This window comes from Bombilactobacillus sp. ESL1097, assembly GCF_058107205.1.
Map to the genome: position 1 here is coordinate 410,715 of NZ_JBYLUB010000001.1, position 15,784 is coordinate 426,498.

The following is a 15,784-nucleotide window of genomic DNA, read 5'->3' on the forward strand; positions in this document are numbered from 1 at the left end:
AGGAAAGATGATTTTTTGAAGATTTTAATTTGAATAATTATTAAAAAATGATTTGGAAAAGTTTGCGATTTATCCTACTTAGTTGTCAGAAAATAAAAAAGCGTTGACAAATATTATTAAATAATATTAAATTAAACTAATTTTTTATTGAAAGAAGAGGGTGAGTCAAGTGCTAATGATTATTGGATCATTTTTGGCAGTAATGTGTTGTATGTTTGTGGGGGAGTGGGTTTCAACTAAGACTCATGCTTACTTGCCCTCAATTTTTGTTACGGCTATTTTATTTTTAATTGGCTATTGGACGTTTTTTCCAAAAAATTTAGCAGCTAATGCGTCATATACGAATACGGCGGTTAATATGTTTATGTCCTTCATCTTAGTCCATTTGGGAACGATGATGAGTTTAAAGAAGTTGTTACAACAATGGAAAGCGGTTTTGATTGCAATTAGTGGGGTATTAGGAACTTTATTATTAACGTTAACGATTGGAACGTTATTATTTAACTGGCATACTGTGATAGCGGCGATCCCTCCATTAACTGGTGGAATTGTGGCCGCGTTATTGATGACCGAAGGTCTCAAGCAAAAAGGAATTATTGCCTTATCAGCGTTACCGATTGCGATGATGGTAATGCATTCTTTGGTCGGTTATCCTTTGACTTCATTGGTTTTAAAACAAGAAGGTCACCGACTGTTAAAAACTTTCTCGTCGAAACCTGAAATTGATAATGCAACTAACGATCAGCGTGCCGAGAAGGTACAACGTTTGCGACTACCAAAATCTTATCAAACATCGGCTTTTTTATTAGCTAAAGTGGCACTGGTGGCTTTGTTAGGTAATGGGTTGTCACAATTGATGCACGGAAGTATTAATTCTAGTATCTGGTGCTTGGTTTTAGGTGTTATCTTTCATCAAATTGGCTTTTTAGAAGATGAAATTTTAAATCAAGCGGGCGTTTATAATTGGTTAATGTACGGAATTTTGGCTTACGGATTTTCACAATTGGGTTTAATTAAACCACAGGAAGTGTTGGGCTTAATTGTGCAGATTTTTACGTTAATTGTTTTAGGTTTATTGGGAATGTTTATTATCTCGTTTATTTTGTCCAAACCTTTAAAAATGTCGTGGCAAATGGCCTTTGCTTGTTCACTAACTGCTTTATTCGGCTTTCCAATGGATTACATTTTGACCAACGAAGTAGTGGATAGTTTAACGCAGGATCCGCAACAGCATGAATACTTGTTAGATCAAATGTTACCCAAGATGTTGGTGGGGGGCTTTGCGACAGTTTCTTTGGCCTCAGTGGTGATTGCGACGATCTTTTTGAAGTTATTATAAACAGTAGTGCAAGCTTGCAACTTGACTAATGGTTTAGATTAATTATAATTGGACTAGACCATTATTTAGAGGAACGAGGATCAACTATGCAAGTTATTATTTCTAAGGATCAAGTGGTTGCTAGTCAACAGGCAGCACAAATGTTTGCGGCTAGTTTAACGCAGGGAGCTCAGACTTTTGGTTTGGCCACTGGGTCAACTCCTATTATGACCTATCAAAATCTTGTCCAAAGTAATTTGGATTTTTCACAATGTGTGTCCATTAATTTAGATGAATATCTGGGGATTAGTCCTGCTAATGATCAAAGTTATCATTATTTTATGCAAGAACATTTGTTTAAGCAAAAACCGTTTGCTCAATCTTATTTACCTGACGGTTTAGCAACAGATCCAAACCAAGAAGTTCAACGGTATGACCAAATAATTGCGCAAAATCCAATTGATTTACAACTTTTAGGAATTGGGCGTAACGGGCATATTGGTTTTAATGAACCGGGGACCTCGTTTGCTTTAACGACACATGTAGCTGACTTGACGCAATCTACGATTGATGCCAATGCGCGTTTCTTTAAGAACATTGAAGAGGTGCCAAAGAAAGCCTACTCGATGGGGATTGCATCGATTATGCAATCCAAGCAGATCATTTTAGAAGCTTTTGGCGCGGACAAAGCCCAAGCGGTGCAACAAATGATTGAAGGACCGGTGACTGAGGACGTGCCTGCCAGTGTGTTGCAACGGCATTCAGATGTCGTAATCTTACTAGATCAAGCGGCGGCTTCATTATTAAGTAAGTAAATTTAGTTTAATCAGAAAATAAAGATAAAGTTTTAATATTATAAATATAAAAAAAGTAATGCAAGTGGGCATTACTTTTTTTGTTAAGCAATTTAATTGGTTATTTTGATATTTGAAAAGTATTACTAGTTAATGTTTAGTTTGGCGTTTGACCAGCCATTCTTTAAGATAATAAACAGCATAACACAAAACGAGAAAGGGAATCATATAAAATAATGCGGGCCGTTGGGTTGGGTCAAAAACAATCAAGACACATGATAATAAACTTGCAATAAATGCAGCCCACGGTACCACAGGATACCAAGGAGTTTTGTATTGTAATTCATCGACAGTGTGACCAGCTTTGATCCACTGCTTGCGAAAATTAATTTCGGATAAAGCAATGGCCATCCAGACAATGACGACGGCTAAGCCAGAAATGGACACGAGTACTAAATACACGGTTGAAGCTGCATAAACACTAGAGATCAACGCCAAAACGCCGCCCACCATGCTCAAGCACAAAGCGATCATGGGAACACCACGGGAATTGGTTTGTGCGCACTTTAAAGGAATCATTTTTTCGTGAGCCAGTGACCACAACATACGCGTTGAAGCATATAATCCCGAATTAGCGGCTGATAAAATGGCAGTTAAGACGACAAAGTTCATGATATCGCCAGCAAACGGTAAGCCCATTTTGTTGAAAACAAGGACAAACGGACTTTGATTAACGCCGGCTTTTTGCCATGGAATTAAGGCGGACATGACAATGATACTTCCAATAAAAAAGAGGACTAGCCGAAATAAGGTAGTGTGAATAGCCTTGGGTAAAGCCACAGCCGGGTCTTTAGTTTCACCGGCAGTGACGCCAATTAATTCGGTACCGGAAAAGGCAAAATTAACAGTTAACATGGTTGTAAAGACTGCTTTAAAACCGTTGGGAAAGAGTCCATCTTTAAATAAATTATGAAAGAGTGGTGCGTGAGTATAACCTTTCATCGGAATAATCCCGAAGATAGCCGCAGCTCCTAAAAGAATGAACACCACAATTGCAATGACTTTAATGCTCGAAAATAAAAATTCGGTATTCGCGAAGAACTTAGTGGAATAAGCATTGGAAACAAAAATTAAAGTCATAAACAACAGACTCCAGATCCAAGTGGGGGAATGGGGGAACCATTGCTTCATAATGATGCCTGCAGCGGTAAACTCGGAACCTAGGGCGACTGTCCAGGTTAACCAATATAAAATGGCGACGGTAAATCCAGTTGCTGGTCCAATGAATTTAGTTGCATAAACATGAAATGATCCAGTTTCTGGCATAGCTACGGATAATTCACCTAGACACAACATAACTAAATAAACAATCACCGCTCCTAAAGCATAAGCCAAAATAGTGCCAATGGGGCCAGCTTGATGAATGGTATAACCAGAACTTAAAAAAAGTCCGGTACCAATGACCCCGCCTAACGAAATCATGAATAGTTGATACTGGTTCATAGTTCTTTTGAGATCAGTTTGAGTTTTTTTCACATTTTACACCTTATTCTGTGTATTAAATTTGCACAGATTATAATATCATTAAAGTATAATTGATAGCAATGAGGAGTGAAATGGCAATGAAATTAAAGGAAGTCCGCCAATTTTTCCAAGAAAAAGTCCGTTTAATTGATGGTTCAATGGCGGGTGAACTAGAGAAAAATGGCGTTGATACTGATAATAATTTATGGTCTGCGGAAGCGTTAATTACTAATCCCACGGCGATTAAGCAGGTTCATCAAAGTTATTTAGAAGCTGGTTGTGAAGTCTTGACGACGAATAGTTACCAAGCAAATATTCCAGCTTTTGTGCAGGCTGGTTACAGTGAACAAACGGCGCAGGATTTGATTGCACGCTCTGGCCAATTGGCTAAAGAAGTTCGCCAACAATCTGCACAACGTCCCGTTTTAATTGCGGGTGACATTGGGCCTTACGGTGCTTATTTAGCGGATGGCAGTGAATATCGTGGTGATTATCAGCTAACCAAAGCACAGTACCAAGCCTTTCATCGACCACGGCTGCAAATTTTGGCTGAAGCGGGCGTTGATTTGTTCGCCTTTGAGACGATGCCAAATTTTGCAGAAACCCAAGCCTTGGTAGAGTTATTAGAAACGGAATTTCCCCAATTTGGTGCTTGGTTATCATTTAGTGTGGATGGTCAAGATAGTTTGTGTGACGGAACCAAATTGGCTACGGCAGTGCAGTATTTTGCTGATCATCCTCAAATAGTAGCTTTAGGCTTTAATTGCACCGCCTTAGACAATGTGGCGCAATTATTACCAGCAGTTACACAAAACACCACTAAACCAGTTATTGTTTATCCGAATAATGGAGATACGTATGATCCGCTGACTAAAACTTGGCAAAAAACGGCTGATGCTTTGCAATTTAAAGATTTAGTGCCGCAGTGGCTAGAATTAGGGGCGGGAGTGTTAGGCGGTTGTTGTCGTACCACGCCAGCAGATATGAAGCAAATCAGGACTTGCTTAGATAATTATTAAATAAAGTTACAAAAAATTAATTTTAGGGTTGACAAGCACCACATCTCTGGTTATCATTAAAAACAATTAAATTAAAAATTAAAAAACGTTAAGGAAGACAAACAGCATAAACATCTTTATTAGCGAGCCTGGTTAGGTGCAAGCAGGTGAAAGGTCTTATGTGAATCTCACTTCTTAGTTGTTAACTGAAAATTAATTAAGTTTTACCGGAAAGCAGCCGTTATCACTGCCGCGAATTAGTTGACTCTGATCAAGTTGGTTAGTTCGGATAAGTTTAGTAAAAGGTGGTACCGCGTGAACTGACGCCCTTTTAAAGAGCATTTACTCTTTAAAAGGGCTTTTTTTGACTCTTGGTAAAAACTGCGCAGGAAGATTTGAATGTTATCATTAATAATTTTTAATTTAGTCGATGGATGCAAGTTGATATTGAAGAGATGGGGAGTGTTTAGTTATGGAAGAAACAGTGCAACAAGAACATAAGATGACTGTTAAAGATTATGTCTATACAGTATCTGCAGGGGTATCGAATGCGGTCTTAGTAATGTTAGGTGTGGGCTTGTTGATTCAATCCATTGCTAATTTTGTACACTGGCACGCCCTCTACCAAGTTGGAGCCATTGCGCAGTGGATGTTAGCTCCCGCTTTTGGGGCGGTTATTGCAACTCAATTAAGAACGAACTCGTTAGTAATGTTTAGTTCGATGATTTCATCGACAATTGGTGCGAATGCGGTTTATTTCACAAGTAGTGCTATGAAAGGGGTGACGCCCACTGGCAATATGTTGGTGGAAGCGGCCCATTCGGGAATTTTTACTTCAGGACAACCGATTAGCGCGGTTGCTGCCGGATTGATTGCCGCTTTGGTTGGTAAATACTTAACCGGTAAAACACCATTAGATATGATCTTGGTTCCATTAAGTGCAACGTTAGTGGGGACGATTTCCGGTTTAGGTTTGGCAAGTGTTACGACACCGGCCTTAAATTGGTTGAGTCAATTCATTGCTCAATCAATGCAGGTTAATCCACTCTTAGGTTCTATTTGTGTCTCATTTGCTTGGTCGCTATTTTTAATGACGCCAGCTTCTTCAGCAGCCTTAGCAGTGGCAGTCATGTTAGATCCACTCTCGTCAGGGGCGGCCTTAATTGGTACAACTGCACAATTTGTCGGCTTTTTAGCGATTTCTTGGCGGCAAAATAATTTAGGTGCCAATATTGCGCAAGGTTTTATTACACCAAAAATTCAATTTCCTAATTTGTTAATCAATCCGATGTTAGCTGTACCGTCATTTATTTCGGCGGTGGTTGCCGCACCGATTGCGACGATCGTGTTTCATTTTAAAGTTAGTTATACTTTGGCAGGTTTAGGTCTGAATTCATTGATTGTGCCAATTAATCTCGCCTCAAGTAATCCGAAAGCCTTGGTAGTTTACTTGATTATGGGTGTGGTAGTGCCGGCAGTGCTTTCATTAGTGATTTACAAACTCATGTTGAAAGTTAAATTAGTGAAAGATGGTCAGTTACACGTTGAAGTAGTTTAATAATGTAGCAATTTAGTTAAAAAACTTTTGCCGATTGATTGGTGGTAAAAATAAACTTCTAGCTTGTGGAGCAAAATCTTTGTCTCCAATACAAGTTATCTTTTGACCCCAAGTTCGGCAATTATTAAAATACCAGTCAGTTTTGTTAATTACAAAAACCGGCTGGTATTTTTAATGTTTATAAATTAATTTTAACGGCTAGTGCTTCATAGGGTTGTAATTTCAGTGTCGGGGGCAGTTGTTCTAATTGGACTTGGTAATTACTGATTGTTACCTGACACGGTTTATTTTGTAAATTTTTAGGTAAAACAACAGTGGTGTCTTGACCATAAAAGTTAGTCCAAACTAATAATTGCTGTGATTGGTTGTCAAGGTAACGGCGGTAGGCAAAAACTTGCGGATCATTTTTTAAGAACATTTGAATGTGCCCATCTGAGATTAGTGGTTCCGTTTTGCGTAAATGAATTAATTGTTGATAATAATCAAAGATTGCTCCGTGTGCTAATTCGGCTTGGACATTGATAGTTTGTTGATCAGTGGGCAACAACCACGGTTGGACTTGACTAAAGCCAGCATACTGGCTGTCGTCCCAATGCATAGGCGTGCGGGAATTGTCACGCGATTTAGTTTGTATAATAGTTAAGGCTTCTTTGGTAGTTAAACCCTGATTAATTAGTTTTGCGTAAGCATTTTTACTTTCAATATCGACATAATCGTCCATCGACGAATACGAAGGGTTAATCATGCCAATTTCTTCGCCCATGTAGATATAAGGTGTTCCCCGCAGTAAATGCATCGCAGTAGCTAACATTTGCGCTGACTTAATCCGATATTTGCCCGGATCGCCAAAGCGATTGAGTGCCATTGGTTGATCATGATTGTTCCAAAATAAAGCATTCCAACCATGGCCTTGATCCATTTGTTCTTGCCATTGAGTCAACAAAGATTTTAATTGCATAAAATCAAACGGCATTTTGGACCATTTTTCACCATTTAAATAATCAACTTTTAGGTGATGAAAATTAAAAACCATTGATAATTCATGACTATCAGGGTTCGAATAAGCAATCGAATTTGGAATAGTTGTGGACGACATTTCACCAACCGTAATGGCTTCGGGATCTTGTCCAAAACTATTTTGGTTCATTTCTTTGAGGTATTGGTGCACGATCGGTGTATCCGTATATAAGCTTTTTTCTTGCAGTGGATTACTGGAATCTACTAAGACAGCAGCTTTGCCGGTGACATTAATGACATCAAAGCGAAACCCCTTGACCCCCTTATTGCGCCAGAAATTAGTCACTTGATAAACGGCTTGGCGAACTTGTGGATTATGCCAATCTAAGTCCGCTTGAGTGGGATCATAGAGATGTAAGTAGTAATAATCCGTTTGTCCAAAGCGGGACCAAGCGGGACCGCCAAATTTACTTTGCCAATTAGTGGGTAGTTGACCATTGGGCTTAGCTTTACGTAAGTAAAAGAATTTTTGGTATTCTTGATCGCCAGCAAGGGCTTTTTGAAACCACTCGTTTTCAATGGAACAATGATTAAAGACCATGTCTAGCATGACATCAACATTAATTTGCTTGAGTTTAGCAACTAACTCTTCAAAATCGGCCATAGTACCAAACAGCGGGTCAATTTGGTAATAATTGGCAATATCATAGCCGTTATCTTTTTGGGGTGAGACAAAGAATGGATTAAACCAAATCATATCGACGTTTAATTTTTTAAGATAATCAATTTTTTGAATAATTCCCCGCAGGTCGCCGATACCGTCATTATTGGAATCGTAAAACGATTTGGGATAAATTTGGTAAATCACTTTTTTACCTAAATTAGTCATAATTGTCTCCTAAAGTTTAATTTTTTTTCTTCGAGCAAAATCCACAAATTTAAATTTACTAGGATTATGAAAGGATAATGTTAACTGAAAAGAAGTAGTGTCGCTTAAAAAGCTGTGACTGGCCACTAACACGACTAAGTTGTTATTAAGGTGCAATTTTGCTTGAAGTTGTGGCGTGACCTGTTCGACTGTAATGGTTTTGGTGGCGTAAGAGACTTCCAGACCCAATTCTTGTTCTAAATAGTGGTAAATGGAAGTTTGAGCGGCGGACATCGGTAAGTCATTAATTGGAGGAGTAAATAAAAAGTCACAATCTAGTACTGCCGGTTCATCGTTGATCAAGCGTAAACGTTCTAAGTAGATACCCTTTTGGGCAGACTCATTCGCAAATTTTGCTTGAAACATTTTAGGTGCTGTGGCCATCTTTTTTAGAGTTAAGACCTGAGTCTGAGCGTGCATTTTTAAAGAGTTATTTAATTCAGCAAAACTGGTAATTCCAGAGATCGGGAAAGAATATTTTTCGAGATTTAAAACGACGGAACCTTTCCCTCGAATCTTTTGAATCAATCCCAAGTCGTTGAGTTGCGCTAAAGCTTTGCGAATTGTTTCGCGGGCAGTTCCGTATAGAGTAGCTAATTGGTTTTCAGTCGGTAAAAAAGTTCCGGCGGGAAATTGCTGATGTTGAATTTTAGAAGCCAAATCTTTGGCAATGAGCACGGCTTTTGATTCTGTCATTTTGAAGTCCTTTCAATAATTAATTATATTATAGCTATTTTTGTCTAGACAAGTAAAGAAACCAAGAATAAAAAGAAAAAAATTAACTTGATCTGGAATTACTTGCTTGAATTTATTGCTAAAAAAGCTTTTGACTGCTGTTAAAGTAGTTGGCTGTAATTAAGTAATTGACAACTTGTCTATACAAGTTTAAAATATGCCCTGTAAGCGTTTCATGGGAGGGAAAATTATGGCTATTAATCAAGAGGAGCAGCTTTTAGCTCCGGCCAATGGTCAAACCATTGCTTTAAGTAAAGTAAACGATCCTGTTTTTAGTCAGGGAACCATGGGCCAAGGTTTTGGCTTAGAGCCAACTGATGGTCAACTGGTAGCACCAGTTGGTGGTCAAATTACGATGGTTGCGGAAACTAAGCACGCAATTGGTATTACGACAGCTAGTGGCTTAGAAGTTTTAATTCACATGGGAATTGATACGGTCAATCTTAAAGGTTCAGCCTTTGAAGTGGCAGTTCAAACCGGTCAAAAAATTAAAGCTGGTGCGCCACTGGTCAAAATGGATTTAGCCGCAATTAAGCAACATGATTTACAATCTACAATTATTGTGGTCATTACTAATTCCAATGACTATTTAGACGGTTTAGATTTAACTGAAGCTACAGTTCAATCAGGTCAACCGGTAGCTAAGGCTTACTTCAAAGCAAAAGCTACCACGGCTACTGCTGATAAAAAATTATCTTATGATGAATTAGCAACTTTTATTATTAAAAACGTTGGTGGCGTGGACAATATTAAAAGTGTCATTCACTGTATCACCCGCTTACGATTTTATTTAAAAGATGAATCTCAGGCTAATGATGATATCTTGAAAAATCAACGTGGCATTTTAAACGTCATGCATGCTTCTGGCCAGTATCAAGTAGTCATTGGCGACGGGGTAGCGAACGCTTTTGATGCCATCTTAAAGCGTTTTCCAGAGTTAGCGAAGACTGATGATGACGATGCCACCACAGCAACAACGCCACAAACGGGTGGTAATCCATTTTCTCGGGCAATTGGTAACTTAATTGGTTTTATTACGGGATCTATGAGTCCCGTCATTGGTGTTATTGCAGCCTCGGGTATTATTAAAGGTTTATTGGCATTGTTAACTTTACCGCAATTGGGCTCTTTATTAAGTACGAAGAGTGCCATTTATATTACGGTCAGTGCAATGGCAGATTCAGCTTTCTTCTTCCTACCAGTTTTAGTTGGTTTTAGTGCAGCTAAACGTTTGGGGAGTGATCCCATTATTGCCGCAGTGATTGGTGGAGTCTTAGCATATCCACAATTAGTGACATGGGGTAAAGCTGGTAAAGTAATGTTTAGTTTGGGTGGGTTGAAATTTCAATTTCTAAATTATACTTACTCAATTTTTCCAATGATTCTAGCAGCTTGGCTGGCAATGAAATGTGAAAAATGGTTAAAACGAGTTTTGCCAACCTATCTACAAATGATTTTTGTCCCGTTAATTACGATTTTAATAGTCGCTACGATTACTTTAGTAATTACTGGACCAATTATTCAAACGATTGCGAATGGTTTAGCAGTCTTAATCAACTGGTTAGTTTCTGTTTCTGGCTGGCTCGGCGGCTTTATTATTGGTGGTTTGTATCAAGTTTTGGTTATCTTTGGCTTTCACTGGGGCGTGGTCCCATTGGTGGCACAACAGATTGCTAGTACCGGACAAAGTGCCATCAATGCGATTGTTTGTTCAACAATGATTGCTCAAGGAGCGGCAGTGTTAGCAGTAGCGATTAAATCTAAGAAGTCAGATATTAAAGAATTAGGTTTTGCAGCCATGATTAGTGCCTTTTGTGGGGTCACTGAACCGGCAATTTATGGTGTTAACTTACGCTATAAGAAAGTCTTTATTTCTGGATCTATTGGTGCCGCTTTTGGTGGCTTAGTTACTGGTTTAATGCACGGAACAATGTTTGGCTTTACAGGTGGATTAATTGGTTTTTCTAGTTTCTTCAACCCGAAAAATCCTGGTGACTTGCATAGTTTTTACGCATTCTTATTGGCTAGCGCTGTCACGATTGTAGTTGCCTTTCTTGTCACTTGGTTCTGGGGCTACAATGACGAAATGGTCATGGGGCAAAAAGTTGAAAAAGCTAAGCGTCCTGGCAAAGCTTAGTGAAAATAAAAGTGGTTGCAGCAAAAGTTAACCACTAAATAAAAGGGCAAGATAATCTGGAATTTTTTCCATGATTGTCTTGCCTTTTAACTTGAAGTTTTTAACCAGCTTTTGTTGCAGCATTTGATATAGCGCACCAAAAGCCAAAAGCTTGCGTTTAACTACAACTAAGCCCTCAAGTCAAAGACCGACTTAAGACCTTAGTTTAGGTTAATCCTCAGCTTTTAAGCGGCTTTTGTTACAGTATTTGATATAGCGCACCAAAAGTCAAAAGCTTGCGTTTAACTACAACTAAGCTCTCAAGTCAAAGACCGACTTAAGGCCTTAGTTTAGGTTAATCCTCAGCTTTTAAGCGGCTTTTGTTACAGTATTTGATATAGCGCACCAAAAGTCAAAAGCTTGCGTTTAACTACAACTAAGCCCTCAAGTCAAAGACCGACTTAAGACCTTAGTTTAGGTTAATCATCAGCTTTTAACCAGCTTTTGTTGCAGTGTTAATTATTAATATAATGATGTAATTCTTGATTATTTAATCCCGCACTAACTCCCACTAATAATTTGATGCGAGCTTTTTGACCATTGAGGCCACGACAAAAAGTAATACCCATTTTTTCCAAATTGACACCACCACCTTCATAATCATAAACCGGTTCAGCGATACCGTTAAAGCAACGTGATACTAGAATTACCGGAATATGATGGTCCAACAAGTTATGAACTGCGGTTAAAGTAGCTGGAGGTAAATTGCCAGCACCTAGGGCTTCAATGACGACGCCTTGTGTTTGTTCTTGATCTAAGGCTTCAAAAAGTTCGCCAGTCATGCCAGCGTAAGCTTTGATTAAATAAACATGATCGACAATGTTGGTAATTGGCAAGTGTTGATGTGGAACAATTTCTTGAAAATAATTGACGTGACCCTCAGAGATAATCCCAATGGGACCAAAAGTTGGAGTCCGAAAAGTGGCGACGTTAGTAGTGTGAGTTTTAGTGACGTAACGGGCTGAATGTATTTCATCGTTCATGACGACTAAAACGCCTTGACCAATTGATGCTTTTGAACTGGCTACTTGAATCGCCGAACGAAAGTTATACAGTCCGTCACTACCAATTTCATTGGATGAACGCATTGCACCGGTGACCACGACCGGCATGTCATTATCTAAAGTTAAATCTAAGAAAAAGGCCGTTTCTTCTAAAGTATCGGTACCGTGAGTGACGACTGCACCAAAAAAGCCTTCTTGTGCTGCTTGGCGTAAACGCTTGGTTAACATTAACATTTGTTTGGGTGTCATATGTGGTGATGGTAAATTAAAAATTTCCTCGGAAATAATTTGTAGTTGATCAGAATTAGGCAGTTCTAAATTAGCTAACGGATTTTGGGCGTTGGGTTTAATATTACCTTGCTCGTCTTCTGACATGGAAATAGTCCCACCAGTGTGTAAAACTAAAATTTTTTTATTCACGGTTTAAGCCTCTTTTTACAATTATTATAGTAATTTTAACATGTTTGTTCGAATCTATGATATGGTTAAGAAGTTAAAAATCTTGGAGTAGGGAATAAAGCGTTAAGTGCTGGCGGAACGGAATGTGAACGCTGGACGAAAAGCGATAGCTTGCGGTTTTATTCTCGCATTCGCCACGATCACAGTGGCAGCTCCTTTAGGAGATGCTTAAAATGAATAAATTACAGTTAAACAATCGGACCTTTAATATCACTTGGTTAGCGATGTTAACGGCTTTGCAAGTCATTGTCGGTCGCATTCACTTAGGGCCAAGTTTTTTAAAAGTCGGTTTTGGTTTTGTGATTACTGCCTTAATTGGTTATTATTTTGGTCCCGCTAAGTCAACGTTAGCTGCCCTGATTGCCGATATTATCGCTAATACTATCTTTCCACCACAAGGTGGATTTTTTTGGGGCTTTACGTTGTCAGCTGTAGTCACTGGCTTTTTATATGGAATCAATTTGTATCATAATCAGCCCACTAGTCAACGCTTATTAATGACCACAATTGAAGTGACGCTCATTGTTAATTGGCTGTTAAATACTCTTTGGGTTTGCGTTTTGGGAAATTTAAATTTTGGTCAAATGTTATGGATTCGAGGAATAAAAGAAATTGTTTTTATTCCAATTCAAACAATTATTTTAGTTTTATTATTCAAATGGTTACAAAACCGTAATTTTACCGTTCATTAAGACTAAATTTGAAGTATAGTGAATTTAGAATAATTATAAGGATGTAATTTTGTAATGAAGATTTTAGCCATTGATACTTCTAATCAACCTTTAAGTGTGGCCAGTGCTTTAGATCATCAAGTCTTAGCACAGGTCAGTGAAACGAATTTAAAGTCACATAGTATTAAATTATTACCAGCTATTGATCAAGTAGTGAAAACAGCCGGTTGGCAACCTCAAGATTTAGATCGAATTGTTGTAGCACAAGGGCCTGGCTCATTTACAGGGCTTCGCATTGCTGTAACAACTGCTAAGATGTTAGCTTGGACCTTAAAGAAGGATTTAGTCGGCATTTCTGGTCTGCAGGTTTTAGCACAAAATGTGTCTGATTTTCAAGGAGTTATTGTTGCTTTAATGGATGCACGTAATTTAAATGTTTTTGCGGGTGTTTATCAGCAGCAATCTGGAAAACTTCAAGCGTTAGTGCAGGAAAGTCATATGCGCTTAATAGATTTGTTAAGTAACTTAAAGACATTAAAACAACCGATTATGATTGTGGGCCAGTTGACTAATGAAATGGTCGGGTTAATTAATGAGCAACTACCACAGGCACAAATTAAAAATGATGGCTTTCCACAAGCACAATCATTAGTTGATTTGGGATTGGCTCAATCACCGGTTTCAGATTTAGATAGTTTTGTTCCGAATTATCTGCGTCAAACGCAAGCCGAATTAGTCTGGCGGAAAGATCATCCTGATTTGGCTCAGCATCAGCAAGATTATGTACAAGATGTTTAAAAATATAATAAAAAATCAAAAATATCTGTAAGCAAGTGACCGGAGTGTTGGCAATTCTAAACCGGCTTTTGCTGCAGTGTTTGATATAGCGCACCAAAAGCCAAAAGCTTGCGTTTAACTACAACTAAGCCCTCAAGTCAAAGACCGACTTAAGATCTTAGTTTAGGTTAATCCTCAGCTTTTAACCGGCTTTTGTTGCAGTGTTTGATATAGCGCACCAAAAGCCAAAAGCTTGCGCTTAACTACAACTAAGCCCTCAAGTCAAAGACCGACTTAAGATCTTAGTTTAGGTTAATCCTCAGCTTTTAACCGGCTTTTGTTGCAGTGTTTGATATAGCGCACCAAAAGCCAAAAGCTTGCGCTTAACTACAACTAAGCCCTCAAGTCAAAGACCGACTTAAGACCTTAGTTTAGGTTAATCCTCAGCTTTTAACCGGCTTTTGTTGCAGTGTTTGATATAGCGCACCAAAAGCCAAAAGCTTGCGCTTAACTACAACTAAGCCCTCAAGTCAAAAGACCGACTTAAGACCTTAGTTTAGGTTAATCCTCAGCTTTTAAGCGGCTTTTGTTGCAGTGTTTGATATAGCGCACCCAGCAGCAGAAGCCTGCGTCTAGCTACGAATAAGTCCTCAAGTTTAAAAACCAAAACTTATGGCCTTATTCTAGGCTATACTCAACTTCTTATCGCTACTGGTTGCAGTATTTGAGAAGAGGTTAATGATGGATCAAGACGTATTGATTTTGGCATTTGAAAGTAGTTGCGACGAAACGAGTGTTGCAATTATTAAAAATGGCCGGGAAATTTTATCCAATGTGATTGCAACACAGATTAAAAGTCATCAGCGTTTTGGTGGCGTGGTTCCCGAGGTTGCTAGTCGCCATCATGTTGAACAAATTATTCATTGTACAAAGTTGGCTTTAGCACAAGCTAAAGTAGATTATAAGGATTTGTCGGCGGTAGCTGTGACCTATGGTCCAGGATTAGTGGGCTCTTTATTAGTGGGCTTGATGGCGGCTAAAACGATTAGCTGGGCACATAATTTACCATTAATTGGTGTTAATCATTTGGCAGGACATATCTATGCAGCCAATTTAGTGAGTGAAATTAAGTATCCAGCGTTAGCTTTAGTGGTTTCTGGCGGGCACACAGAATTAGTTTATTTAACTGCACCAGGAGATTTTCAGATTTTGGGCGACACTCGTGATGATGCCGTTGGTGAGGCTTATGATAAGGTTGGTCGAATGTTGGGGGTTAATTATCCAGCTGGTAAAACCATTGATCAATGGGCTCACGAAGGCAAACTTACTTATCAATTTCCGCGGGCAATGCTGAGCGAAGATAATCTAGACTTTAGTTTTAGTGGTATTAAGAGTGCCGTGATTAATACGATTCATCATGCCGATCAAATCGGTGAACAGATTAATAAAAAAGATATTGCTGCTAGTTTTCAAGCAGATGTCTTGGATATTTTGGTTACTAAAACTCAGCGCGCGTTACAAAAATATCCGACGCAGCAATTAATTGTTGCTGGCGGGGTAGCAGCTAATTCCGGTTTGCGCGAACGTTTGCAGACTGAAATTGATCCCAAAATTGAGTTAATTTTTCCACCATTGCGCTTATGTGGCGATAATGCGGCAATGATTGGTGCCTTTGCGGATGTTAAATATCGAAAGCAAGATTTTAGTCCTTTAACACTGAATGCTGATCCAGGATTAGATTTTAGTTACGTTGGCGAATAATTAATTGCTTAAATTTTATTTAAAATGATTGTTTTTTAACAGTTAACAGCTATGATGACATAACTGTTAGCTGTTATTTTAGTTGGAGCAAACTTTGTGGGAAAATCAGTGATTGCTAAAATTT

12 protein-coding genes, 1 riboswitch and 1 other annotated feature are annotated in these 15,784 nt (G+C 38.7%); of the genes, 8 read left to right on the top strand and 4 right to left on the bottom strand.

What is annotated here, in order from left to right; all coding sequences use genetic code 11:
• The first annotated feature begins 175 nt into the window (after positions 1-175).
• On the top strand, positions 176-1,339 hold the full coding sequence (locus tag AC3B6D_RS01905; RefSeq protein ID WP_489774994.1) for a hypothetical protein: 1,164 nt from the start codon (positions 176-178) through the stop codon (positions 1,337-1,339).
• 86 nt (positions 1,340-1,425) lie between these two features.
• A complete protein-coding gene (locus tag AC3B6D_RS01910; protein ID WP_489769175.1) occupies positions 1,426-2,133 on the top strand; it encodes a glucosamine-6-phosphate deaminase in 708 nt (235 codons plus the stop codon).
• Positions 2,134-2,262: 129 nt separating this feature from the next.
• Here AC3B6D_RS01910 and AC3B6D_RS01915 read toward each other — a convergent pair whose 3' ends face one another.
• Complete coding sequence (locus tag AC3B6D_RS01915; RefSeq protein ID WP_489774995.1) at positions 2,263-3,615, bottom strand: amino acid permease; 1,353 nt, start codon at positions 3,613-3,615, stop codon at positions 2,263-2,265.
• Between the two features lie 119 nt (positions 3,616-3,734).
• Here AC3B6D_RS01915 and mmuM point away from each other — a divergent pair, with 119 nt between their 5' ends.
• Positions 3,735-4,655 (top strand): homocysteine S-methyltransferase, encoded by a 921-nt coding sequence (gene mmuM, locus AC3B6D_RS01920; RefSeq protein ID WP_489774783.1) that lies wholly within the window; start codon positions 3,735-3,737, stop codon positions 4,653-4,655.
• Positions 4,656-4,734: 79 nt separating this feature from the next.
• Positions 4,735-4,968: a binding site (T-box leader), on the top strand.
• Between the two features lie 138 nt (positions 4,969-5,106).
• Entirely contained in the window at positions 5,107-6,192 is a 1,086-nt protein-coding gene (locus tag AC3B6D_RS01925) for a PTS sugar transporter subunit IIC (protein ID WP_489774784.1), read from the top strand.
• Positions 6,193-6,370: 178 nt separating this feature from the next.
• Here AC3B6D_RS01925 and treC read toward each other — a convergent pair whose 3' ends face one another.
• A complete protein-coding gene (gene treC / locus AC3B6D_RS01930) occupies positions 6,371-8,038 on the bottom strand; it encodes an alpha,alpha-phosphotrehalase (protein WP_489774785.1) in 1,668 nt (555 codons plus the stop codon).
• A 9-nt stretch (positions 8,039-8,047) separates the two neighbouring features.
• Positions 8,048-8,773: a trehalose operon repressor gene (gene treR, locus AC3B6D_RS01935; protein WP_489757219.1), complete on the bottom strand. Its 726-nt coding sequence runs from the start codon at positions 8,771-8,773 to the stop codon at positions 8,048-8,050.
• 229 nt (positions 8,774-9,002) lie between these two features.
• Between treR and AC3B6D_RS01940 the strand changes: the two genes are divergently transcribed.
• A complete protein-coding gene (locus AC3B6D_RS01940; protein WP_489774786.1) occupies positions 9,003-10,949 on the top strand; it encodes a PTS sugar transporter subunit IIABC in 1,947 nt (648 codons plus the stop codon).
• Positions 10,950-11,443: 494 nt separating this feature from the next.
• On the opposite strand, the gene AC3B6D_RS01945 is transcribed toward AC3B6D_RS01940, so the two are convergent.
• Positions 11,444-12,412, bottom strand: coding sequence for an asparaginase (locus tag AC3B6D_RS01945; protein WP_489757221.1), 969 nt, complete (start codon positions 12,410-12,412; stop codon positions 11,444-11,446).
• Positions 12,413-12,493: 81 nt separating this feature from the next.
• Positions 12,494-12,590, top strand: a riboswitch (THF riboswitch).
• A gap of 34 nt (positions 12,591-12,624) precedes the next feature.
• Between AC3B6D_RS01945 and AC3B6D_RS01950 the strand changes: the two genes are divergently transcribed.
• The 3 genes from AC3B6D_RS01950 to tsaD all read left to right on the top strand — a co-directional run bounded on the left by AC3B6D_RS01950 (position 12,625) and on the right by tsaD (position 15,660).
• On the top strand, positions 12,625-13,143 hold the full coding sequence (locus AC3B6D_RS01950) for a folate family ECF transporter S component (RefSeq protein WP_489757222.1): 519 nt from the start codon (positions 12,625-12,627) through the stop codon (positions 13,141-13,143).
• Positions 13,144-13,197: 54 nt separating this feature from the next.
• Complete coding sequence (gene tsaB, locus AC3B6D_RS01955) at positions 13,198-13,920, top strand: tRNA (adenosine(37)-N6)-threonylcarbamoyltransferase complex dimerization subunit type 1 TsaB (protein WP_489774787.1); 723 nt, start codon at positions 13,198-13,200, stop codon at positions 13,918-13,920.
• Positions 13,921-14,640: 720 nt separating this feature from the next.
• Positions 14,641-15,660 (top strand): tRNA (adenosine(37)-N6)-threonylcarbamoyltransferase complex transferase subunit TsaD, encoded by a 1,020-nt coding sequence (tsaD, locus tag AC3B6D_RS01960; RefSeq protein ID WP_489774788.1) that lies wholly within the window; start codon positions 14,641-14,643, stop codon positions 15,658-15,660.
• Positions 15,661-15,784 lie beyond the last annotated feature (124 nt).